Source organism: Oceanospirillum sp., assembly GCF_982874595.1.
The window spans coordinates 1-22035 of sequence record NZ_CEYNZH010000047.1 but is presented as its reverse complement, the minus strand read 5'-3'; the positions used below and the strand labels follow the sequence as shown (position 1 = coordinate 22035).

At 46.7% G+C, this 22035-nt stretch carries 19 protein-coding genes; 10 read left to right on the top strand and 9 right to left on the bottom strand.

What is annotated here, in order from left to right; all coding sequences use genetic code 11:
- The first annotated feature begins 136 nt into the window (after window positions 1-136).
- The 4 genes from nfuA to AC4GL5_RS14980 all read left to right on the top strand — a co-directional run bounded on the left by nfuA (window position 137) and on the right by AC4GL5_RS14980 (window position 4978).
- Complete coding sequence (nfuA, locus tag AC4GL5_RS14995; RefSeq protein WP_490383607.1) at window positions 137-727, top strand: Fe-S biogenesis protein NfuA; 591 nt, start codon at window positions 137-139, stop codon at window positions 725-727.
- A 118-nt stretch (window positions 728-845) separates the two neighbouring features.
- Window positions 846-1820: a TAXI family TRAP transporter solute-binding subunit gene (locus tag AC4GL5_RS14990; protein ID WP_490383606.1), complete on the top strand. Its 975-nt coding sequence runs from the start codon at window positions 846-848 to the stop codon at window positions 1818-1820.
- Between the two features lie 384 nt (window positions 1821-2204).
- Entirely contained in the window at window positions 2205-3164 is a 960-nt protein-coding gene (locus tag AC4GL5_RS14985; protein ID WP_490383605.1) for a hypothetical protein, read from the top strand.
- Window positions 3165-3547: 383 nt separating this feature from the next.
- A complete protein-coding gene (locus AC4GL5_RS14980; RefSeq protein ID WP_490383604.1) occupies window positions 3548-4978 on the top strand; it encodes an OmpP1/FadL family transporter in 1431 nt (476 codons plus the stop codon).
- Window positions 4979-5027: 49 nt separating this feature from the next.
- Here AC4GL5_RS14980 and AC4GL5_RS14975 read toward each other — a convergent pair whose 3' ends face one another.
- A complete protein-coding gene (locus AC4GL5_RS14975; RefSeq protein ID WP_490383603.1) occupies window positions 5028-6086 on the bottom strand; it encodes a DNA-binding protein in 1059 nt (352 codons plus the stop codon).
- Window positions 6087-6328: 242 nt separating this feature from the next.
- On the opposite strand from AC4GL5_RS14975, the gene AC4GL5_RS14970 reads away from it, so the two are divergent.
- From AC4GL5_RS14970 to AC4GL5_RS14960, 3 genes are all read left to right on the top strand, one after another.
- On the top strand, window positions 6329-7573 hold the full coding sequence (locus tag AC4GL5_RS14970; RefSeq protein ID WP_490383602.1) for a tyrosine-type recombinase/integrase: 1245 nt from the start codon (window positions 6329-6331) through the stop codon (window positions 7571-7573).
- Between the two features lie 35 nt (window positions 7574-7608).
- Window positions 7609-8808, top strand: a complete 1200-nt coding sequence (locus AC4GL5_RS14965) for a M20 aminoacylase family protein (RefSeq protein WP_490383601.1) — start codon at window positions 7609-7611, stop codon at window positions 8806-8808.
- 128 nt (window positions 8809-8936) lie between these two features.
- Window positions 8937-9350: a SufE family protein gene (locus AC4GL5_RS14960; protein ID WP_490383600.1), complete on the top strand. Its 414-nt coding sequence runs from the start codon at window positions 8937-8939 to the stop codon at window positions 9348-9350.
- 85 nt (window positions 9351-9435) lie between these two features.
- On the opposite strand, the gene AC4GL5_RS14955 is transcribed toward AC4GL5_RS14960, so the two are convergent.
- The 8 genes from AC4GL5_RS14955 to AC4GL5_RS14920 form a co-directional block, all read right to left on the bottom strand.
- Entirely contained in the window at window positions 9436-10101 is a 666-nt protein-coding gene (locus tag AC4GL5_RS14955; protein ID WP_490383599.1) for a MiaE family protein, read from the bottom strand.
- A complete protein-coding gene (locus tag AC4GL5_RS14950; RefSeq protein ID WP_490383598.1) occupies window positions 10088-10555 on the bottom strand; it encodes a DUF1289 domain-containing protein in 468 nt (155 codons plus the stop codon). The genes AC4GL5_RS14955 and AC4GL5_RS14950 overlap by 14 nt, the downstream gene beginning before the upstream one ends.
- Window positions 10542-10967 carry a membrane protein insertion efficiency factor YidD gene (gene yidD / locus AC4GL5_RS14945; RefSeq protein ID WP_490383597.1) on the bottom strand — a complete coding sequence of 142 codons (426 nt, stop codon included), beginning with the start codon at window positions 10965-10967 and terminating at the stop codon, window positions 10542-10544. Before yidD ends, AC4GL5_RS14950 begins: the two co-directional genes overlap by 14 nt.
- A gap of 46 nt (window positions 10968-11013) precedes the next feature.
- Window positions 11014-11460: a phosphoribosyl-AMP cyclohydrolase gene (hisI, locus tag AC4GL5_RS14940; protein ID WP_490383596.1), complete on the bottom strand. Its 447-nt coding sequence runs from the start codon at window positions 11458-11460 to the stop codon at window positions 11014-11016.
- A gap of 49 nt (window positions 11461-11509) precedes the next feature.
- Window positions 11510-12349, bottom strand: a complete 840-nt coding sequence (locus AC4GL5_RS14935) for a metal ABC transporter permease (RefSeq protein ID WP_490383595.1) — start codon at window positions 12347-12349, stop codon at window positions 11510-11512.
- A gap of 35 nt (window positions 12350-12384) precedes the next feature.
- On the bottom strand, window positions 12385-13131 hold the full coding sequence (locus tag AC4GL5_RS14930) for a metal ABC transporter ATP-binding protein (protein WP_490383594.1): 747 nt from the start codon (window positions 13129-13131) through the stop codon (window positions 12385-12387).
- Window positions 13131-14090 carry a metal ABC transporter solute-binding protein, Zn/Mn family gene (locus tag AC4GL5_RS14925; protein ID WP_490383593.1) on the bottom strand — a complete coding sequence of 320 codons (960 nt, stop codon included), beginning with the start codon at window positions 14088-14090 and terminating at the stop codon, window positions 13131-13133. The genes AC4GL5_RS14930 and AC4GL5_RS14925 overlap by 1 nt, the downstream gene beginning before the upstream one ends.
- 369 nt (window positions 14091-14459) lie before the next feature.
- Window positions 14460-18086, bottom strand: a complete 3627-nt coding sequence (locus AC4GL5_RS14920) for a hybrid sensor histidine kinase/response regulator (RefSeq protein ID WP_490383592.1) — start codon at window positions 18084-18086, stop codon at window positions 14460-14462.
- A 311-nt stretch (window positions 18087-18397) separates the two neighbouring features.
- Between AC4GL5_RS14920 and AC4GL5_RS14915 the strand changes: the two genes are divergently transcribed.
- From AC4GL5_RS14915 to AC4GL5_RS14905, 3 genes are all read left to right on the top strand, one after another.
- Complete coding sequence (locus tag AC4GL5_RS14915; RefSeq protein ID WP_490383591.1) at window positions 18398-20008, top strand: diguanylate cyclase domain-containing protein; 1611 nt, start codon at window positions 18398-18400, stop codon at window positions 20006-20008.
- A 209-nt stretch (window positions 20009-20217) separates the two neighbouring features.
- The gene (locus AC4GL5_RS14910) at window positions 20218-21594 is read left to right on the top strand and encodes a V-type ATP synthase subunit B (protein ID WP_490383590.1); all 1377 of its coding nucleotides are present in this window, start codon (window positions 20218-20220) and stop codon (window positions 21592-21594) included.
- A 13-nt stretch (window positions 21595-21607) separates the two neighbouring features.
- Window positions 21608-22035: V-type ATP synthase subunit D (locus AC4GL5_RS14905; RefSeq protein WP_490383589.1), on the top strand; the 428-nt coding region annotated here is incomplete at its 3' end.

Below are 22035 nucleotides of genomic sequence, written 5' to 3'. Positions count from 1 at the left end.
CAGAATTTTAATGATCAGTCAGAATATTCGTTTCTTGGAAGATAAAGCCTGATTAAAATGGTTGGGTATTTAAATCTCACCGCTTTTGCCCTAAAATGCCCTTTAATCATTCATTGTGGAATTTAGGTGACGATCCATGTCTGCCATTATCGAAATTACCGAAAGTGCTCAAAAATATCTGGGTGAGCTTCTTAGTAAACAGGATGCTGATGGCATCGGTGTGCGTGTTTTTGTGACCCAGCCCGGTACTCCTTACGCTGAAACCTGCCTGGCTTATTGCCGCCCAGGGGAAGAAGAAGCAGAGGACGTTCTTCAGGAAGGGGCTGCTTTCCCTGTGTACTTGGATAAAACCAGCTCTGCATATCTTGAAGAAGCTGTTGTCGATTACAATCCGGACCGTATGGGTGGTCAGCTCACGATTAAAGCTCCTAATGCTAAGATGCCAAAAGTAAGCGCTGACAGCCCGCTGGCTGAGCAGGTTACCTATGTTCTTTATTCTGACATTAATCCGGGGCTCGCGGCCCACGGCGGTGAGATTAAGCTTGTTGAACTTACTGACGACAACCTTGCTATCCTTCAGTTTGGTGGTGGTTGTCAGGGGTGTTCAGCCGTTGACTTAACTTTGAAAGATGGCGTCGAGAAGACCCTGATGGAGAAAATCCCTCAGTTGACAGGCGTTCGTGATGTTACCGATCACACTGTGACGGATAACGCTTACTTCAAATAATCTCCTGATTTGACCTGCAACAAAAAAACCAGCTTCGGCTGGTTTTTTTGTTGCTTTTGGTCCGGGTTCTTATAGCTTTCATTGTGTTTGGCATGCTTTAACATTTCGGACGTACTTTATGCGCAAGTTTTTATTTGTTCTGTTTTTATTCTCGTTTCACTTTCCTGTGAAGGCTGACTCAGATTTTATCGTTGTGGGTACTGGGGATTTGACTGGGGTTTACTATCCTGCCGGTGGTGCGATCTGTCGCTTGGTGAACAAAGAACGGAATCTTCATGGTATCCGATGTGCTGTAGAGAGTACTCAGGGATCAACTTATAACCTGAATGCACTTAAGCGGGGAGAGTTAGATTTAGCAATTGTTCAGCCTGATTGGCTTTACCATGCGGCAATGGGGTCTTCAATTTTTGCACAAGAAGGTGCCAGTAAAGGTCTCAGGACATTGATGAACCTTCATTCTGAAGCTTTGACCATTGTTGCCCGTAAAGACAGCGGTATTAAAACATTCCGGGATCTTAAAGGAAAAAAGGTTAATTTAGGTAGCCCTGAATCTGGTCAAAGACGGACCATGGACCTGATACTGAGTACATTAGGATGGGATTATAATGACTTTGAGATAGCCAGTGAGCTATCCGCTTCAGATATGTCAGAGGCGCTGTGTTCGGGTCGGATTGATGCATTTGTATACGTTGTCGGTCATCCCAATGCTTCCATTTCTGAAGCGACAACTTTTTGCGAAAGTATCATTATCCCTCTTCCGGATGAGCTTATTAAAGAGTTCTCTGCTTTGTACCCGTTTTATAGTGCCGGAGAAATTAGTGGTGCCCTCTATCGAGGAAACCCTGACCCGATCGCTACTATTAAACTGACAGCGCGATTGGTCTCGGCTGAAACATTATCGGAGAGAACGGCATTTGAGTTGAGTAACGTCATTTTTAATAACTTTGAAAGCCTGGCCCAAATGCACCCTGCCCTTAAAGGGATACGCCGGGATCAGGCATTTGATTTTGATACGAAAATAGCCCCTGTACACAAGGGGGTTATGCGTTTTTTAAAGCATTCGGCTCACTCATCCTTCAGGAAAAACCCCTGAAAACCAATACCTTGGTCGTAATTGCATTTGTGAGAAAATCTAAAAATCCCGACTTGTGAGGGATTTTTTTTGATCAACCGTGACCTATTGGTCATGATATTTAAACGGCTGTAAGGTAGTTTGATTAGGCATGTTTTTATTACAAAAAAAATAATCGAATCGCATTTTTTGAACCATTGTTGTGCCATATAACGCGCCAAGGCTTACTCTTGGTGCAGAAAGCACTGTTGACACAAACGTCAAATTTTCAGAATCTCAGCTCTGACGAGAAGCCAAGCCACACTCTCGATAACAAAAACAAATTCCTATTGAGTGAGGCAAAAGCAAAGACAATTTCCGTCTGATTGCCTCACTAATAACAACAACCTAAAGGTAAGGAAAAACATGAAACTTCAGCACAAAATTGCAGGAACTATTCTTCTTCCACTGGCAGCCGCAGCGATGTCTACCACTGCTCAGGCCGAATTCTCTTACGGGGGTTACGTTGCCGCTGAATTTTCTATGGATAGCAAATCCGTAGATGGAGGTTCCGATACTAATGATACTGGTGGATCAGCTGTTAAAAGCCGTTTCAATCTGAAACAAACAAATATTGGTTCGTCCAACGCGACCGTACTGTTTGAAGGTGATTATTATGGAAATGGTAATCAGGGTAACCTGCGAATGCGCCATGCCGTAGTGATGGTTGATGGTTGGAAAGTGGGTCAGACGTGGTCTTCTGCTGCTAACCTTAACGGTATTCTGCCAACAGTTGATTTTGTTGGTCTGACCGGTGCTTCAGTATATGCAAACCGCCACCCTATGATTGCCCGCACCATGGATATGGGCGGTGCAAAGCTGAGCTTCGGTGTAGAAGACTGGGGTAAGGGCACTGCAGGTACTGATGGGCCAAATGTTCCTGATATTGCTGCAGGTTTAACCGCTAACGCTGGTAGTGCGAAAATTTTTGCAGGTGCAGCATTGGTTAACGAAAACGGATCAGATGGCAAGAATAGTAATTGGGTGCACTTAACTGCATCGGTTAATATGGGTATCACTGATGGCATGAAAGTAGTTGGTTCGTTCACAAGTAGTGGTAATGACGACGTTGATGCTGATTGGAATGCCTTCTCCGGTGGTTTAGGTATGGCACTTGGTGGTGGTTTAAGTGCCAATGCAATGGCTGAGGTTAAATCTTTCGGTGCTAGTGGCTCCGAAGATCAAACGACCGTGTTTGTTAATGCCTTCTATAAAATGCCTAGTGGTCTAGAATTTGGTGCTGAAGTCCAGAATGTAACTGATTTTGGTTCCGGTGAAGGTACTGATATGACCAACATCAACTTCCAAGGTAAATTTGCTTTCTAAGCATTTTATTTGTTGTTGATTTGACGCAGTCAGTCTTGACTGCGTCAGCTGACACCGCTTGCAGGGTATAGGCTTTCCTTCTCTACTCAATCGCACACCATGAGTTGTTCTCTTTCCTTACCAACTCTTGGCTGAGTCCTGCGGCGGTGACCTAGTTTACTTTTTTGTACTTGCGACCTTTCTTCCTTGTCTCTAATAACCTCATATTTTACGTGTCAATCCCTTGTTTTTTGTCTTCATTGTTTGCTGCTTAAATTAATTTAAACTATTCCTAAATGCTGCGTTTGCAAATAATGGATAATTCATTGTTTTTAAGGTGTTTTTTATTGGCCTGGTGTTTGATTTTTTTATTGTTTTTTTGTATTTGACAAAAGCAACTTCGAATGCAAATCTATTCAAACGTATGTTTTAGAGCTTGGCTCGAAAATAAAAACAATATCCACAAAAGGCATTCGAATATGAAGATAAAATTTTTTCCCCCAACTCAGTTATCTTTGGCAGTAGTGGCGACACTTCTCAGTGGTCAGGCGATGTCGGCAGGTTTTGCTCTTAATGATCATAGTGCGACTGCATCAGGTAATGCTTTGGCAGGTGCTGCAGCCAGTCGTTCTGATATTTCTTTTAGCTTCTGGAACCCGGCTCTTTTTACCAATGCTAAAAGTAAAGAGCTTTATGTATCTGGTGCTTATGTGATGCCGGATATGGATGTCACGGTGAACTCTGCATCAAGTCCTGATTATAATACTATGACTGGCGGGCAAATCCCTGTTCCTGCTCAGAATTTGGGTAATAAAGCCCCCGGAAATGTTGTAGATGATACATTTGTTCCCTCAATTTATTTTGCTTATCCATTGAGTGATAAGACTGTTGTTGGCGCGTCTTTAAACGTTCCTTTTGGTTTGTCCGGTGAATATGGTGATGAATGGGCTGGGCGCTACCACTCGGCAAAAACAGGTGTTAAAGATATTTCCTTATCGGCTTCAATTGCGCATCAGCTGAATAACTCATTATCTGTTGGGGGAAGCATTCAGGTTCACAGAGGTGAAGTTCAACTTGATTCGGCTATCCGTAACCCATTGTCTCCTAATGATGATGGTTACGGCTCTTTAGAAGCGGATGATATTGCTTATGCTTTTTCTTTTGGAGCTATGTACGAGCCAGTCAAAGGGACGCGCTTAGGGTTGGGTTATAGAAGCGATGTGGATTTTGAGTTCGAGGGTGATGCAGAATACAGTAAAAACATTGGAGTCGTGGCTAAAGGAGCAGGTATTGATAATGCTGCGATTTCCGATAACCTGACATTCCCATCTGTACTGACCTTAAGTGCTGAGCACGAGCTAAACAGTAAATTGACATTGGGCGTGACAGCAATGCGGACTGGTTGGAGTTCGTTGGATGAAATGCGTATCAAGTTTGAAAAGGGTGAAGATGGAAAATCGCAGAATGATACTGTTCTGAGTTTTGAATTTGAAGATCAGTGGTTTTACTCCGTTGGTGCTAACTATCAAGCCTCTGACAAACTAATTTTGCGAACAGGTCTTGCGGTCGACAACTCTCCTGCCACTGATGAGTATCGTTCTGCGCGTACTCCGGACGGCGATCGTAAGTGGTTGTCTTTAGGTGCAAGCTACGACTTTGGTCGTGCAGGTGAGATTACAGCAGCATACACACGTGTTGATATTGATGATGTCAGTGTTATTCGTGATGGTTCTTTCCCGAATGGCTCTACCGAGGATGCTCCCCGTGGTCAGCTGGATGCGGATTATGAGTCCAGCGCTAATGTCTTCTCTTTTGCCTACAACGTATCTTTCTGATTGTGATTCCCCCATCGTTTAAGGGCCGACTTTTTAGTCGGCCCTTTTTTTATTTTGCACTTTTTTCCAGTTTGAGGATCTTGTTTGCAAGCTCCAGTACGCTGTCATTCAGGTATGCCTGATACTCTTCCTGCCGGTTGAAATACTCTTGGCTTTTCAGTGTTAATTTGTTTAGTTCCTCTTTACCTGCCTCTTCAAGCCCTTTTAATGACTTATGCAATGCTATTAGGGTGTTTTGATTCTCTCTCTCGATATTGCTTTGTGAATTAAGGTGTGTCTGTAGCTCGTTTAATGCCAATGCAAACGTTTTGGTCTGGTTATGTTGAAGCGTGTTTAGTTCAAGCAGCTTCTTCTCATTAGCGTTCTGATGCAATTCTTTATCTTTTAACTGTTGTCTTAATAGATCAATCTGTTTGATCCAGTGTTGTTCTGACGCTTCGCTCCGCTTTCTTTCCTCATTCAGTTGCGCTTCAAACAGTGAAAGGGCGCTTTGCAGATCAGACTGAAGTTTTGCGGTCTGTTTTTTATGTTCTGTTTCAAGGGCAGTGGTCTGCTCTGCATACTGTTTTTTCAGATCTGTGATCTGTTTTTCGCTGGCGTTTAGTGTTTCCCTGCTGCTTTCGACCGAGAGGGAGAGCGCCTCATTTTCTTCCCGACACTGTTCAATGTTTATCTCACTGATGCCAGCCTGTTTTTCCAGTAGGCGTATCTCTTCAAGCAAAGCCTGATTTTTCTCTTCCAGCCACTTATTACGCTCTTCCGTTGCAACCGCCTGCTCTATGGCTTCCTGCTTTTCAGATTCAGCCTGATCCAAGGTTTTCTGAATCTCCTGCTTGTAGCTTTCAAGCTCTTTGGTGGCATCTTCACGGGCCTGCTGCCATACCGCCTGCACCATACTGTTCAGATTGTCCGGAGCAGGGGAACCGCCTGCGACCATAGGCTGCTGCTGTCGCTCTGACCGCCAGCGTTTCAGATGTTCTGAAATGGTGGTGAAGCTTCCTGTACCCAGCCTTTCCCTTAATCCGGCAATTGTGGGGTTTAGTCCTTCTGACTGCATCTCGTCGATGGCTTGTTTCACGTCGTTATAACTAATGCCATTTCTCGCCATTTTTCACTTATTCCTAATCTGATAACGCGCATGATGATGGTTGTTAATTGTTGTTACGTATTATGTATTACGTAAAATATATAATCAATATGTATGCAAATTCACGGTAACTCTAATAACCGTGAATTTTTAAAATTACACTGCTAAAATGCTTGGCTTGGGCTTGATGCTGCTTTAGCAGGGTAAAAGTGGGCCAGGAGTAAAGTAGAATGGATATTGACGCACCCGAAAGGCGCTAAAAAATGACTGTACTGATTGATCGGAATTCAGAAGAAAGAATCCGCAGTAAAAACAAAGAGAGGACCGGCGGTAATATTGCCCCTCTTGAGCGTCTAGTTTCTGAGCAAGTTCGTCTGCCTGAGTCTTTATCTGGACGGTTTGGGGCTAACAGAAATGAAGTGACACCCCAGATAGCCGCTAAAACTGACCTTGAGGCTGTACAAAGCTGGCTTCTGGAATACCAGCACTCGCCAGAGACCTTTCGTAGTTATCGCCGAGAGGCTGAGCGCCTGATTCTTTGGTGCTGGTACAAACAGGGCAAGGCGTTATCTGATCTCAATCGACAGGATATTGCAGACTATCAGGTGTTTGTTAGGCGGCCAGAGCCCGTCGCTCAGTGGTGCGGTAAGCCTTGTGCCAGAACATCTCCCGACTGGAAGCCTTTTAAAACGGGCTTGAGTGCGTCAAGTCAAAGGCAAACATTTACAATTCTTAAAGGCTTGTTTAACTATTTAAGAGATGCCGATTATTTAAGAGGAAATCCTTTTGCTTTGATACGTCAGGCAGGTTCTGATGGCCAGCAGGCCCAGCGAAGCAAAAAGATAGAGCGCTATCTGGAGCAGGATGACATTGGTCACATCTTTAAACGTTATGAGGGTGATGCGGAGTCAAACGGTGATTGCTCAGAGAAAAGTCAGAGAGAGTTTATCCGTGAAAAGACGCTGCTTTATTTTCTTTACTATCTGGCGCCCAGAGCCAGTGAAGTTGCCGCTTGTCGTATGAATGATTTTTTCTTGCGTCGGGGGCGCTGGTGGTGGCGGGTTTTGGGTAAGGGGAAGAAGTACGCTGAAATTCCTGTTCCTGAGCCTTTGGTGTCACAGATCAAGCGTTACCGACATTTTCTCGGCTTGACTGCAATGCCGGATCCTGATGATGAGAGCCCTTTTATTCGTTCAACACGGGGCACAAAAGGCGTAAGCCCTAACTTGATTTATCGGTTGAGTAAGAAAATTCTTACCGACTCTGCCGAATTGATTGAGGCGGGTTTTCCGGAGTCTGCAACGCGAATGCGACAGGCGTCAACCCACTGGTTTCGGCATACGGCGATTACTCATCTGGCAGATAAAGGTGTTGATCTTCGCCTTGTCAGTAAGACGGCAAGACATAGTCAATTAGAAACTACAGCTATCTATTTTCATGCTGAAGATGAGGCGTGGCATGATGCAATTAATACCGGAACTGGCGATGCCGTGGACGCTGAAAGCTGAAACCTGTTAAGTGGATAATAAGAAAAAGGCGACTTATGACTGATTTTACAAAGACTATTCAGCCGGTTATAGAGGCTGGCTCGGCCCGTCATCAGGAAATGATACAGTGGCGACACCAGATACATGCTCACCCTGAATTGGCCTATATGGAGCAGAAGACATCAGACTTGATTGCATCCAAGCTGACCGAATGGGGCGTTGAGCACACCCGCAACTGGGCTGAGACAGGGATTATGGCCCGCATCAAGGGGCAGGCAGGTGAAGGGTCTACCATCGCCCTTAGGGCAGACATGGATGCGCTTCCTTTGGATGAGGCCAACACCTTTGCACATCGCTCCCGGCATCAGGGAAAAATGCACGCCTGCGGTCATGATGGGCACACAACCATGCTATTGGGAGCGGCCAGATATCTGGCAGAACATCCCGATTTTGCCGGCGAAGTTGTTCTGATTTTTCAGCCTGCAGAAGAGGGACAGGGCGGCGCACGGGTTATGGTCAATCAGGGTATATTCAAAGATTATCCCGCCGATTATGTGTTTGGCCTTCACAACTGGCCGGGGCTTGAAGCCGGACACATTGCCGTTCATGACGGTCCTGTTATGGCGGGCATGGATACCTTTGAGATTCTGATCAAAGGCGTCGGCGGCCATGGGGCGATGCCTCATCTGGGTACAGACCCTACCGTGATCGCGGCTCAGTTAATCACAGCGTTTCAAAGTATTGTCAGCCGGAATATCAGTCCGTTGGAATCCGGCGTGATCAGCGTTACCCAGATGGATGCCGGCACAACGACCAATATCATTCCGGACACAGTGGTTCTGAGGGGCACAACCCGGGCGCTGAACGATGAAACCCACGAGTTTCTTCATCAGCGCATGACGGATCTTGTGCTTAATATATGCTCTGGATTTGGCGCAACCGGTTCCATAGCCTTTGGCGGCGCTTATCCGGCCACCATCAACCAGACCAAAGCAACCAAAGCCCTTGAAACCATCGGCAAACGAATGCTCGGTACACATTTTGTACAAAGCCAGCTTCCACCCAGCATGGGGGCCGAAGATTTCTCCTACTTCCTGAAAGAAGTACCGGGGTGTTATTTCTGGTTAGGCAACGGTCCAACCGAGGGCAGCTGTACGCTGCATAGCCCACACTATGATTTCAACGACCAGATACTCGCAATCGGGGCCAGTTTTTGGGTTGCCCTGGTCTACCATCACGGGCTGGCATCCCACTGACGAAACATTTACTGACTGATATACTTGGTCTTTTATTGTGTGAGATATCAGGCTGACTGCTGTTTAGCGACGCTTTCAGCCACATCATTTCATCTTTTACCTAAATACAGACACTGGAAGGCAGCGTTATGTCCGAAATCAATCAGGCGCAGTTAGATCTTGTTGATGAGTTTGAGTTTTTTGACGATTGGATGGACAAGTATCAGTACATCATCGATATGGGTAAACAGTTGCCTGAATTCCCGGAAGAATGGAAAACAGATCTGAACAAGATCAACGGCTGCCAGTCACAGGTCTGGATTCATCACGAATTCAGCGATGGCAAAATAAAACTGCATGCCATCAGTGATGCGGCTATCGTTTCAGGCCTGATCGCGCTTTTACTGCGAGTCTACGACAACCGCACCCCTGCGGATATTCTGGCGACTCAGCCGGAATTTCTGGCAAAGCTGGGGCTTGATAAGCACCTGAGCCCGACACGAAGCAATGGCTTGCACGCCATGCTCCAGCGCATTGGTGAGATAGCAACCAGCTACGCGTAAGCTCAAAAGCCAGACGATGAAAAAAGGCGCTAACTGTTTCCAGTTAGCGCCTTTTTTAGCACTGACGATTAGATCAGCTTATCATTCAAGCCTGCGCAGTAGCTTTCTGGCTGGATATATTGCCCTTCTCCGGACTTTGCTTGAGCACAACCGGGCCGCTATGGAAGCGGAAGGTATCATCGTCTGATTCAATCAGCTCTTTTTCCACCTCTGCAAAGAAGGCGATGCGGTCATCGATAGGACCATCCGCATACTGTTGAGCCAGATCGAGATAATCCCGGTAGTGGCGACCTTCTGAACGAACCAGCGAGCGGTAATAGGTCGCCAGGGCATCGTCCAGATGCGGAATCAGCGCCATAAAGCGCTCACAGGAGCGGGCTTCGATAAAGGCACCAATGATCAGCACATCGATCAGCTCGTAAATACCTTTGCGCATATGCTGACGCAGGCCTGATGCGTAGCGGGCCGCACTGATATGTTCGTACTTAATACCGCGCTCCTGAAGAATCCCAACCACCTGCTCAAAGTGGAGCAGCTCTTCACGAGCCAGCTGGGACATTTTTTTCAACAGATCAGGGCGATCAACATAGCGGTACATCAGATTCATCGCATTGGATGCCGCTTTTTTCTCGCACTGAGCATGATCGATCAGCAGAATATCCAGGTTGTCTTTTGCCTGTTCAACCCACAAAGCGGGAGTCGGGCAGGGCAGGAATTGATAGATCTCTTCGAGCAAATCAGGATTTTTCACAAATCAGCCTGTCTGTTTCTTCTAAGATAGTTTGGTTGATCTTCTGGTAGATAATCTCCAGAAGACGGGATGAGGTATTGTGCCGACCGGTATCCGGTGACAACCGACGCGCCTGATCCGTTAGTGTGATGCCGTAGGCTTCAATATCCTGAATCCGTCCGGCACCCACTCTGAGCAGATCGACGACCCAGCACTGGGGCGCAAAGCGCTTAGTATACCGGATACGGCGTTGCGTAAGTTGTTGTTGAAGTTGATTTTTATCAAGCAACTCAAAATATTCGGTGACAGCGGCGATGGTCAGGGATTCAATCCGCTGCATCACGGATTCCCGCATATCCGCCTCAGCATGACCCCAGCTCAGAATCTCATCAGAATGACGCTTGCAGCCTCGGCAAACATCATCACCTAACGTGGTGCTGCAGATGCCGATACAGGGGGATTCAATTCTTGCCATTGGAGCTCTTAATCTTAATGGGGTCGTTGCTTTCAGATGCTATGTTTTCGGTGTTATCTGCGCTTAAGCTGACATCGTTGGCTAAGGTCGGTTGATTACCGGTCTTGCCTTCATCCTGACGGGGTTGCTCGTCATCATCGGACTCGGGGTGGTTGTTGTGGTGTCCGACGCACTGATGGACACCATTTCTCCAGCAGCCTTTTTCGGGCACCGGGTCATAACCGCCTTTAGCAAGGGGATTGCAGCTCAGAACTCTTTTTACCGCAAGAATGGTCCCCTTGATTGCGCCGTGAGTTTCCAGGGCTTCCAGTGCATATGTCGAGCAAGTGGGGTAGTAAATGCAGCGATTGGGCAGCAGGGGGCTGATCACATAGCGGTAGAAATGCACCAAAAGCTTTAGCAGATATTTCATTGTCTGATACCGGTACTGGATACAAAAAGCTAAAGAACTCGCAGGTTTATTTTCCGTACAGCTCTTCAGGGGTGATCAGGGGTTGAGTATCAACCCGGAGTTTGTCTTGGTCCGCAACAGCATAAAAGCAGCTGCGACGGCCGGTGTGGCAGGCAGGTCCAATCTGATCAACCAAAAGAAGAATCGTGTCGCCATCACAATCAATGCGCATCTCTTTCAGATGTTGTACCTGGCCTGATGACTCGCCTTTACGCCAGTATGCTTGACGGGAGCGTGACCAGTAGCATACTCGCTGATTTTTCAGGGTTTCTTTAATGGAATCCAAATTCATCCAGGCCATCATGACCACTTCTCCGCTATCAAACTGCTGAGCAATAGCCGGAACTAATCCATCGTCATTGAATTTAAGATGGTTAAGCGCGGTGTTCAGGTCAAAAGTTTGATTGAGTTCGGCCTTTTCGACCTGTTTCCAGTTAAACGTTGCGCTTGTCATGGTTAAACCTTAATGAGATAGAAATAAATAAGTATGGATGCCGGTTGAATCAGGCTTCTGTCGTGTCCGCTTCCAGAGGTTTTTTTCGGGAGGCTACTATAGCAGAAATGATAAAAGTTGCAGCTGCCAGCAGAATGATACATGCGCCTGCGGGTAGGTCTGGCTGGTAAGAAATAGCAAGTCCGCCAGAGGTAAATGCTAATCCCAGCAGAGAGGCCAGCGCCATCATGCTGCCCAGTGTTTTCGTGTAATGGCCTGCGATGGCTGCAGGCAGTGTCAGTAGTGCAATGACCAGAATCAGGCCAACCACCTGAATCATAAGAACAACGGTGAGGGCAACAATGCAGAGCAGTAGCAGATACAGGAAGTTGACAGGTAAGCCTCTGAGTCTGGCAAATTGGGCATCGAAGGCTACGGCCTGGAAAGGACGGTATAGCAGTACGATTGTGGTGATGATAACCGCATCCATGCCTGCCATCAGCCAAAGATCTCCTTTTGCCACCAACAGAATATTACCGAAAAGATAACTCATCAGGTCCACCTGATAGCCTGGTGTCTGACTGATAAAGAGAACACCGATCGCCATACCGGAGGCCCATAGGGCTCCAATCAACGTGTCTTCCCGTTCCTGCCAGTAGAGTTTGACCCAGCCAATAATTAAAGCAGAAACCACTGCGGCAATCAGAGCGCCAATAAATGGAGAGCCGCCAAGATAATAGGCCAGACCCATGCCACCCATGACAGAGTGAGCGATACCGCCGGCCAGATAGCTGATCCGCATCACAACAACATAAGTGCCGATCAGGCCGCAGGCGATGCTGGCCAGAATACCTGCAATCATGGCATTTTGCAGGAAGGTTTGTTCAATCAGAGCTGAGAAGAATTCCATGATATTGGTCTCAATAGGGTTTGGTGCAGACTGGCTCAGATCGCATGGGAGTGGTGATGGATCATGTGCACATGATCACCATACATCTGCTCAATAACATCCGGCGTGATGGCATGAGTTTCATGGCAGAGCAGTTCTTTATTCAGGCAGGCAACCCGATCGACATAGTCTGTAATAAAGCCGATGTCATGAGAGATCACGATAATTGACATACGCTTATTAAGCTCTTTGAACAGTTCGAACACCCCTTTTTCCTGGTGGGCATCCACGCTGGCTGTTGGCTCGTCCAGGAGTAGCAGTTCCGGCTCTGTTGCCAATGCTCTTGCAATAAGTACTCGCTGCAATTGACCGCCGGAAAGCTGATCAATGGTCCGGTCTGCCAGCTCCGCAACACCCGTTTCCATCATCACTTTATGTGCAATTTTTCGGTCTTCTTTGCGGTAGCTTTGCCAGAGACGACCTGGTCGAATTCGGCCCATTAAAACCGTTTCTTCGACGGAGATTGGAAAATCATTGGGGAATTTGGCGAACTGAGGCACATAGCCGACTCGTCGGGATGCTTTTCTGGGTGATGAGCCAAAAATACGAACCCTGCCTTCATCCGGGGTGATTAGTCCCATGATCAACTTTAGCAGGGTGCTTTTGCCGCCACCATTAGGGCCTACAAGTCCTAAAAACTCACCTTCTCTAACAGCAAGGGTGACTTTATTCAGAACAGGGGAGGCCTGATAGCGGAAACTGACGCTATCGAACTCTACAATATTTTTTGCAAAACGCCCCATTATTGCCAGGACTCCAAAAGCTGTTGGGATAGCTCACGGATCGCCTTGGGCAGGTCTTCCGGTAGCGGGTCTGCTTTTACGACACGGGCACCTATGTTTTCGGCAATTCGTTCAGCGGGTTTCTGATTAAATTGTTCCTGAACCAGGATCACCTTAATGTTTTCAGCTTTTGCTTTTTCAGACAGGCCAACCAGCTGGCGTGCAGAAGGGGATTTGCCCTGATATTCAATCGCTACCTGCTCCAGATGATAGCGGGCCGCAAAGTGCCCCCATGCCGGATGGAATACCATGAAAGTACGTCCTTCATAATTTTCGAAGGTTTCATGAATTTCATGGTCCAGCGCTTCTAACTCTTCTGCGACCAGTTGATAATTTTGTTCAAAGCTGTCTGCTTGTTCTGGCAGGGCTGCTTTTAATGCCCGGGTCATAATTCTTGCCTGAGCTGAAGCTTTGACCGGATCCATCCAAACATGAGGGTCATCACCCTTGTGATCGTGCCCTTCATGATGTTCACTTCCTGCTTTTTCCTCATGATGACCATGATCCGTGTGTTCATCATGATGGACGGCATAATTTTGTTTTTGTTCAGTAATGCCTTCAAGTGTGTTGATAATAGCCATTTCCGTATTCAAACGGCGAATGCGGGGGAGCCAAACCTGCTCAAAAGGAACTCCGGTTGTCATTAGCATATCGGCCTTAGCTAAACGCGCCATCTGACGTGCTGTTGGGTCATAACTATGGGGGTTATGGCCGGGTTGGACCAACACTTCGATCTGGACTTTATCGCCTGCAATCTTTTCCAGCAGATATTTTTGTGGTGTCACGCTGACAAAAACTAAAGGTTTGTCAGCGGCATAGGCTGTACTGATTGCTATCAGGGTTGCAGCCAGCAACACCTTAAGTGTCTTCAATGGGGCTTTTAGCATGGTGTATATTCGTTCAGAGAGGATCTGGTTCATTAAATAATAAGCTCCTGCATTCGTACTTTTAGCTGAGCGAATGCGAAAGATACAGAGATTGAAGAGATGGCCCGAAGCGAATGAGGAATCAGATCTTGAGACTAGGCCTTACCAAAGCAGCAGATGTTACAACATAACATGGTAAGAGTCAGGAGGCATTTTCTTGATTTAGTGTAAATTTTTCGAATTCGCTTTTTACGGAGGGGGTAAGAGGCAATATAAAGAATGGCCATAATTCCAGAGATAGCCTTAGTGGCTCAGGGCTAAATCCGATAGCCGACTTCACATCTTTTATGTTCTTATTATGCAATTTAACATAATATACATTATGCATTGTTTGTGCCGGCTGGGATGATGGGGTTGCCATCGTCATCCCAGATCCAGTGACTTCAGAATTGTTAAAGCACGATCAAAGTCAAAACTATCTGCAAGCTCAAGAATTTCAGCTGCAGATGTTGCCTGGGGCTTCTCCTGCATAGCCAGCATAAATTCAAGAGCTGTTTCCTGAGCTTCCGAATCTCCCTGGGTCAGTTGCTTTTCCAGTTGCTTAGCAATTTCATCGATTCTTGTGTGAGGTTCGTTTTCAATCCTGGGCTGGTGTTTAGCAAGATCGGTCGGTGACGCCTCTGTTGCTTGATTTGACAGTTCACCTGTCATTGACTGCATGTTGTCAGTTTTTGGGTTGCCCAGACTCACTTCTATCGCGTTAACAAGCTGCTTTACTTCGTGGTTGATTAGTCTGACTTTGTCCGGTGTAATCTGCCCCTGCTTCTTATGCTCCTGTTCAAGTGTGGATGCAAGAATATTCAGTTCAGTCATGCCCAGTGTGCCAGCAAGACCTTTAAGCGTATGAAGCTGCCGGGCTAGTTCCTCTGGTTCAGAACTCAGGAGGTCGATCTCCTTATATTGTTCAACGAATGAGCTGAAGAGCTTGTGTACCAGATGGGCATCTCTGTTGGCTGAAGCGAAAGCCACCGACATATCAATACCGTCAATAAAGGATGGTGCTATTTGGGTATCTCTCGGTTGAGTCCCCGATTTTGAATCGTCTGTGCCCTTTTTTTCGACAAGGGGCACTTCCCCGTCGATTCTGATCCATTGATGTAGGACGCTGTTCAGTCGCGCAGGATCAATTGGTTTACTGATATGGTCCGACATACCTGCCTTGAGGCAATCTCTTCGGTCGCTTTCCATTGCGTTAGCTGTCATAGCAATAATAGGAGGCTGTTCAATCAGCCCCAATTTGCAGATTTGGCGAGTCGCTTCAAGTCCGTCCATAACAGGCATTTGAAAGTCCATCAGAACAAGGTCGAAGTGCTTCTCTTTACAGGCGGTAACGGCTTCCTGCCCATTAGAGACAAGTGTCAGGTCAAGTCCGTAGGGTTCCAGAAGACCTGTTATCACTTCCTGATTAATAAGGTTGTCCTCTGCGATCAGTACTCGGCCATCCAGAAGCTGATTAATACTGCTTTCAGTAAGACGAGGGCTAAGGGTCGCGCCAAGTCCTTTGCGGTTTTCCTTAAATAAACTCTGCATACCATCAAGGATTTCTGAAGCTGAAACGGGTTTCAGCCACACCGCATCGAACAGCCGCTCTTCGACAAGAGACCTGAGATCATGATCATCGCGCCCCGTGAGCAGGATTATATGGGGCATTAGAGCGCCAGCAAATTCTTCATGGAGTTTGCGCGCTATCGTCGTACCATCCATGCCCGGCATATCCTGGTCGACTAGAATCAGGTCAAGGGCTGTTTCCGGGGTTTCTGCCTGACTCCGGGCAAACTCATAGCCGCTAAGCGCATCATCCGAGCAATGTAGCTGAATCCCCTGTGCCTCAAAGAGCCGCTTAATGGCTGCAAGGGCAATAGGGTCATCATCAACGTAAAGGGCTCTGAGTTCACTCAGGGGGCGATATTGTGTTTGGTTCGTGAATTGATCCAAGGTGATTGTAAAGCAGAAGCTACTCCCCTTTCCGGGTTCGGATTCCACGGTTAATTCGCCACCCATCAGTCTTGCCAGTTCCTGACTAATGGAAAGCCCTAAACCTGTTCCACCATAAACACGGGTGGTCGAACTATCCTCTTGAGAGAAGGCAGCGAAAAGTGAGGCTTGCTTCTCCTTGGCGATACCTATACCGGTATCGGTAACACGGAATTCCAATGCCACCTTTTTATCAGGCAGGCAGCTTTGCTGAACATTTAAGGTAACGTGGCCTTTTTCGGTAAATTTCACCGCATTACTCATAAGATTGAGTAATATCTGGCTGATTCTGAGTGGGTCACCGATACACTTTATGACCAGGTCTTCCGGTGCAAAAAAACGAATGGGTAATTGTTTTTCATTCGCTCTTACCTGACTGACGTCCACCACGTGTTTAAGGGTATCCGGCAGTGAGAAAGGAATCTCTTCAATCTGAATCTTACCTGCTTCGATTTTTGAGAAATCGAGAATATCGTTAATGATGTCCAGAAGGTTATTAGCCGACAACTTAATTTTATTCAGATAATTATGGTTTTTCTCATCTGTGCTGTCGCGGAGTGCAAGATGTGTCAGCCCGATAATAGCGTTCATCGGAGTTCTGATTTCGTGACTCATGTTAGCCAGAAAATCACTTTTGGCCTGATTGGCTGCATCTGCGTTCTCTTTTTCTTGCTGCAGGAGCGCCTCACTTTGTTTCTGGCGGGTAATATCGGTACGTACAGAAATGATCGAAACAAGTCGGTTTTTGTCATCATATAGCGGAAGTACGGTTGCAAAAACCCAGTAAAGCTCGCCGGTTTTTTTGCGGTTACAAACTTCACCAGCCCAGGGTTTGTTAGTGTGCACGCTATCCCATAGTTTTTTGAAGAAAGCTTTGGAATGCGTGCCTGAGTTCACAATACGATGGTTTCTGCCGATTAACTCATCACTCTCAAAGCCACTGATAGCACTGAACTTATCATTAACATAGGTTATATCCCCTTTGGCATCCGTCATACTGACAATGGCGTGTTGGTCCAATGCTTGTTTCAGAAAGCTCAGCTCAAGGTTACGTTTTCTGGTTTTCTGGTGCTCGGCGTGAAAGCGGGCCAGCAGTAACCCGATCATAATCAGAAACAGTGCAAACCCGGTTATGCCATGCTTGATGAGACTGCTGTTTTGTATATCAATTTTGTTATTGATTCTGTTGTTAAGGCTTTGATGGAGCTGTTCTCTGAAAAAATGAAGGTCTTCTATAAAGCGGGTTGCATTTTCAAAGAATGTACCGCTGCTGAGATTAATTTTACCTGAGTAGAGTTGGTCCACTTTTTCTTTAAGTTGACGATAGTGGCGGTAATTCCGAGACGTGTAGCTGGCCAGACCCATATCATGAATCAGTGGGGCTGTTGTCAGCTCTTTAAAACGGAGACTTCTTTTTTCGAGAGTATTTCTTATGGTCTCCAGCTCATTAGCATTGAGTTGGCTGTCTTTAGCCAGATAAGCAGAGAAACGTCCTCTTAATTGTCCGGCTGACTCTGCATAGAAAGCGGTATCAATAATGAGTTGGGTTGATTTAAAAATATACTCATCTTTCAGCAGGTCCGGATACCTGCCCGGCTTAAGCAGGAGCGTTTTTGCATCGTTGAGCAGATCGCGGATGTAAGAAGTATGTAGTAAAAAGTTCTTTTCCCCTGAATTGGCTTTAGTACTGAAGCAGCTGTTAGCCAGGCAATCTCTGAGTTTATCGGCATGCTGTAAAGGTATGCCTTGTGACGAAGCAGAATCATGAATCAGAGGTTTTAGACTGTAAGTCAGCATGTGGTCCAAACGAGATTTTTCGGTGAGAAAGCTGCTGTCAAGGTCACCCGAGTCTATGATCGCCTGCAGTCCCCTTCTTCTGGCCAGCAAAATAGCCGTATTTTGCAGCGCTAAAGCCTGTTGCTGATCATGGCTGAAGCGTTGTAGTTTTGAGAGTTTTTCGACCGAAAGGTAAGCCGCTATAAAAACCACCGCCATGCCGATAAATATCACGGTCATCAGTGAATTGCGGACCAGAGGCCTATTCAGGCACCCTGTGACTTTTTGGGCTAAGGTTTGGGTGGTCGCTGTCTTTACCATCGAAATCTCATTGAGAAAGAAAATCTTACAAATCAAGTGCTAGCGGACAATAAAACACCTGCATGGTGTGCGGGATTTGTATGATAAGATACTTATAAATAAAAAAACATTCGGTGGTGCTTTTTTTTGGATTTTAGCTACCTTAGCATGGATTACGTGGACGCCAGCACAAGGACACTGACGATGGCTCCTCTCTATATCAAGTTAAGAGAAACATTGTTTGAGGTGTCATGAAAAAACTCTTGCTGATTGAAGATAGCAAGCTATTTGCTAAAGCTATCTCTCGGGAACTGGCAATTAATAACTATTTTGAGGTTCATCATGCCGCCTGCATGGCCGATATGGTCGAACTACTGGCGAGAAATGACTATTTCGTAGCGATTGCAGATCTTGTCCTGCCGGATGCCAGTAGTGGTGAAGTGATTTACAAGCTAATCGGTATGGATATTCCTGTCGTTTCATTGACGGGGTCCTTTGCTGATAGCTTGCAGGCTTCAATAACGTCCCTGCCTATCGTAGATTATGTTGTTAAAGAAAGCCGAAACGACATTGCTTATGCGGTGCGTATCGCAGAATTGATGCTTTTTACGCAGGGAATGAAGGTTCTGGTTGCTAATGGTTGTGAGAAAGAATCTTCTGTCGTTGTTAACTACCTACTCCCCTATCGTTTTAATCTGATTTGTGTTTCCAGTATTGAGCAGGCTAAAGCTGAGCTGGCGATTCATAAAGATATTTCTTTTGTCGTTTGTGATGAGCGCCTGGAGAACCATGGCTCCGGACTTGAGTTGGTCAGTATTATACGGTCCGAGCATGATGAGCTTGGTTTGCCCATTCTTTTCACGTTGGAAGAACAAGGCCCCGCCTTTGACGCTAAGCTGCTGAAATCGGGTGTTAATGATTTTGTTGTTAAGCCTTTTTCACGTGAAGAGCTTGCCAGCCGCCTGGTTACTCAGATCAGTAACCGTATTCGTTACAAGCAGATTCGTAATTATGCCGATACCGTTGATCGCTATATCATCACTTCAAGTACGGATGAATTTGGCATTATCCGCAGTGTGAGTCAGGCCTTTTGTGATATTTCCGGTTACACACGGGAAGAACTTATTGGTCGCAATCACAATATTGTTCGTCACCCGGATATGAAGAATAGTATTTATAAAGAACTCTGGCAGACCATACGCTCAGGCCAGAGTTGGCAGGGCGAGCTTAAAAACCGCAAGAAAGATGGTTCCTTCTATTGGGTTGATGTCCATATTGATCCTCTTATGGATGCCAATGGCGTTATCGTTGGTTACACCGCCATACGTCAGGACATTACGGACAAGAAATATATTGAGATATTATCCGTTACAGACCCTATGACGGGTCTTTATAACCGTCGGCATTTCAATGAAGCCTTTGCGGGAGTGTCTGAAGATGTCGCTCAGTCAGGCTGTTTTATGGCCTTTCTTATCTTCGATGTCGATCATTTCAAAGGTTATAACGACAATTACGGTCATCAGGCTGGTGATGGCGTGCTGATCAGAATTGGTGACTGCTTGTCACAGTTCGCAGAGCAATTATCTGCCCTGGCATATCGCCTGGGGGGTGAAGAGTTTGCATTGCTCTATAAAACAACCGATAGGCAGCAGGCTGAAAATGTGGCTGAATCCCTACGTGCTGCGATTGAAGCCCTTGGAATTGAGCACAAATACAACTCTGCTTGCTCTTTTGTAACAGCATCCTTCGGGCTGTACCTTCAGCAGGGTATCGCGAATGTTTCCGATACATACAAAAGAGGCGATGAGGCACTTTATCAGGCTAAAGAGTCCGGAAGAAACAAAGTGGTCACCCAGCTTTAGTTTAGAGCGATGCAGCTCTTACAAGGTTTGAACAATCCTTTTGCCTGCTCGGAGGATAGCTCAGGTCAATTTCGGAGACAAATTGTAACCGTAATCTTGGCGTCATCTTATTTATTTAGGGTATGCTTATTTGATATTGCACCTGCGTCATGTGCTATCTTTTTGGTTTGACAGCCTTTTTATGCCGTTTACATTACATGGAGGTAGTTGTGTCCCAGCTATTAATTCGTTATTCCCGGATTCTTGAAATTGTTGGCGATATCGTCAAAGTTCATGTGCCTACCTCTGAAAGTGGCGCTTCCCAGATCAGCTTTGGTGATCTGGCTCTGATTGAAAGTCAGGATGAAGGGCAGGATATTCTGCCCCGCACCGCACAGGTTATTCTGCTGGATGGTGAAGAGGTTTCTCTTCAGGTTTTTTCCGGCACTAAAGGTCTTTCGACCCACTCCGTCGTCCGCTTCTTAGGCCGTCCGATGGAGGTAACCTTCTCTCCTAATATTCTGGGTCGTACCTTCTCCGGCACCGGATCGCCTATTGATGGCGGCCCGGCACTGACCGACGAACCCCGTATCGAGATCGACGGCCCGACTGTTAACCCGGCACGCCGTATTCTGGCGTCACGCATGATTCGCACCGATGTGCCTATGATCGATGTGTTTAACTGCTTGGTAGAAAGTCAGAAAATCCCTATTTTCTCAGTTGCTGGTGAGCCCTATAACCAGCTGCTTGCTCGTATTGGTGCTCAGGCCGATGCGGATATTGTTGTCTTTGGCGGTATCGGCCTGATCTTTGATGATTACCACTTCTTTAAGCAAACCTTTGAAGAAGTTGGAGCTTCAGCCCGAACTGTTATGTTTGTTCATCAGGGCTCAGACCCAACGGTAGAAGCCCTGCTGGTTCCGGATATGGCACTGGCTGTGGCAGAGCGTTATGCGGTCAATGAAGGCAAGCGGGTTCTGGTGCTACTGACCGATATGACCGCGTATGCTGATGCTCTGAAAGAAGTGGGCATCTCCATGGAACACGTACCATCGAACCGTGGCTACATTGGTGACCTGTACTCTCAGCTGGCCCGCCGCTACGAAAAAGCCTGTGACTATAAGGGTGCCGGTTCGGTGACTATTCTTTCGGTCACCACCATGCCGGGTGATGATGTTACCCACCCGGTTCCGGATAACACCGGTTATATCACCGAAGGTCAGTTCTATCTGCATGATGGTGTGATCGATCCTTTCGGCTCCCTTTCACGTCTCAAACAACATGTGATTGGTAAAGTCACCCGGGAAGATCATAGCCAGATCATGAACACTCTGATCCGCTTCTACGCCGCCTCTCAGGATGCCGAGCAGAAACAGGCGATGTCCTTCGAGTTGAGTGAGTTTGATGAGCGGGTTCTTAAGTTTGGCCGTCTGTTCCAGCAAAACTTTATGGATATCGACGTCAGCATGCCGCTTGAAGAGGCGCTGGATATGGGCTGGTCGATTCTGGCTCAGTGCTTCAGGGAAGAAGAGTTGTTGATGAAGCAGAACCTAATCGATAAGTACTTTCCAAAAAGCGATCAGGAAATCTCCCCCGAAAACGCCTGACAGGAGTTGAAGCGTGGGTAAGCTGGCACTGAATAAAAGCACCCTCAATAAAGAAGGTCGCAAGGTAAAAGCCTATCGGAAGTTTGTCCCTGCTCTGGATCTGAAGCGAAAACAGCTTCTGGCCGAGCGTGCCAATTCCCGTAAAGCTCAGACCGAATTAGAGGATACGTTAGAGAGTCTTCGCCAACAGGTGCGTGAACAACTGCCAATGCTGTCCAATTATCAGGGCAGCGTGAAGGATCTGGTCGAAATTGAAGATTTCACTCTTCGACAGGTTAATTTGGTAGGGATACGCTTGCCTGAGCTGGAAAGCGTATCTCTTCGTGTTCTTCCCTATTCCGCACTGGCAAGTGAGCATTGGTTAGATCCCTTGGTGGTTCTCCTTAAGAAAAGTGTAGAGCTTCGGCTTAAGCTTCAGGTGATCAACAAGAGGCTCGAGCT

Coding starts and splice junctions, on each gene's coding strand:
- AC4GL5_RS14975 (WP_490383603.1), bottom strand. CDS start 6,086: ATGGCGAGAAATGGCATTAGTTATAACGACGTGAAACAAGCCATCGAC.
- AC4GL5_RS14935 (WP_490383595.1), bottom strand. CDS start 12,349: ATGGAATTCTTCTCAGCTCTGATTGAACAAACCTTCCTGCAAAATGCC.
- AC4GL5_RS14925 (WP_490383593.1), bottom strand. CDS start 14,090: ATGAACCAGATCCTCTCTGAACGAATATACACCATGCTAAAAGCCCCA.
- AC4GL5_RS14970 (WP_490383602.1), top strand. CDS start 6,329: ATGACTGTACTGATTGATCGGAATTCAGAAGAAAGAATCCGCAGTAAA.
- AC4GL5_RS14915 (WP_490383591.1), top strand. CDS start 18,398: ATGAAAAAACTCTTGCTGATTGAAGATAGCAAGCTATTTGCTAAAGCT.
- AC4GL5_RS14980 (WP_490383604.1), top strand. CDS start 3,548: ATGCAAATCTATTCAAACGTATGTTTTAGAGCTTGGCTCGAAAATAAA.
- nfuA (WP_490383607.1), top strand. CDS start 137: ATGTCTGCCATTATCGAAATTACCGAAAGTGCTCAAAAATATCTGGGT.
- yidD (WP_490383597.1), bottom strand. CDS start 10,967: ATGAAATATCTGCTAAAGCTTTTGGTGCATTTCTACCGCTATGTGATC.
- hisI (WP_490383596.1), bottom strand. CDS start 11,460: ATGACAAGCGCAACGTTTAACTGGAAACAGGTCGAAAAGGCCGAACTC.
- AC4GL5_RS14930 (WP_490383594.1), bottom strand. CDS start 13,131: ATGGGGCGTTTTGCAAAAAATATTGTAGAGTTCGATAGCGTCAGTTTC.
- AC4GL5_RS14965 (WP_490383601.1), top strand. CDS start 7,609: ATGACTGATTTTACAAAGACTATTCAGCCGGTTATAGAGGCTGGCTCG.
- AC4GL5_RS14985 (WP_490383605.1), top strand. CDS start 2,205: ATGAAACTTCAGCACAAAATTGCAGGAACTATTCTTCTTCCACTGGCA.
- AC4GL5_RS14950 (WP_490383598.1), bottom strand. CDS start 10,555: ATGGCAAGAATTGAATCCCCCTGTATCGGCATCTGCAGCACCACGTTA.
- AC4GL5_RS14920 (WP_490383592.1), bottom strand. CDS start 18,086: ATGACCGTGATATTTATCGGCATGGCGGTGGTTTTTATAGCGGCTTAC.
- AC4GL5_RS14990 (WP_490383606.1), top strand. CDS start 846: ATGCGCAAGTTTTTATTTGTTCTGTTTTTATTCTCGTTTCACTTTCCT.
- AC4GL5_RS14960 (WP_490383600.1), top strand. CDS start 8,937: ATGTCCGAAATCAATCAGGCGCAGTTAGATCTTGTTGATGAGTTTGAG.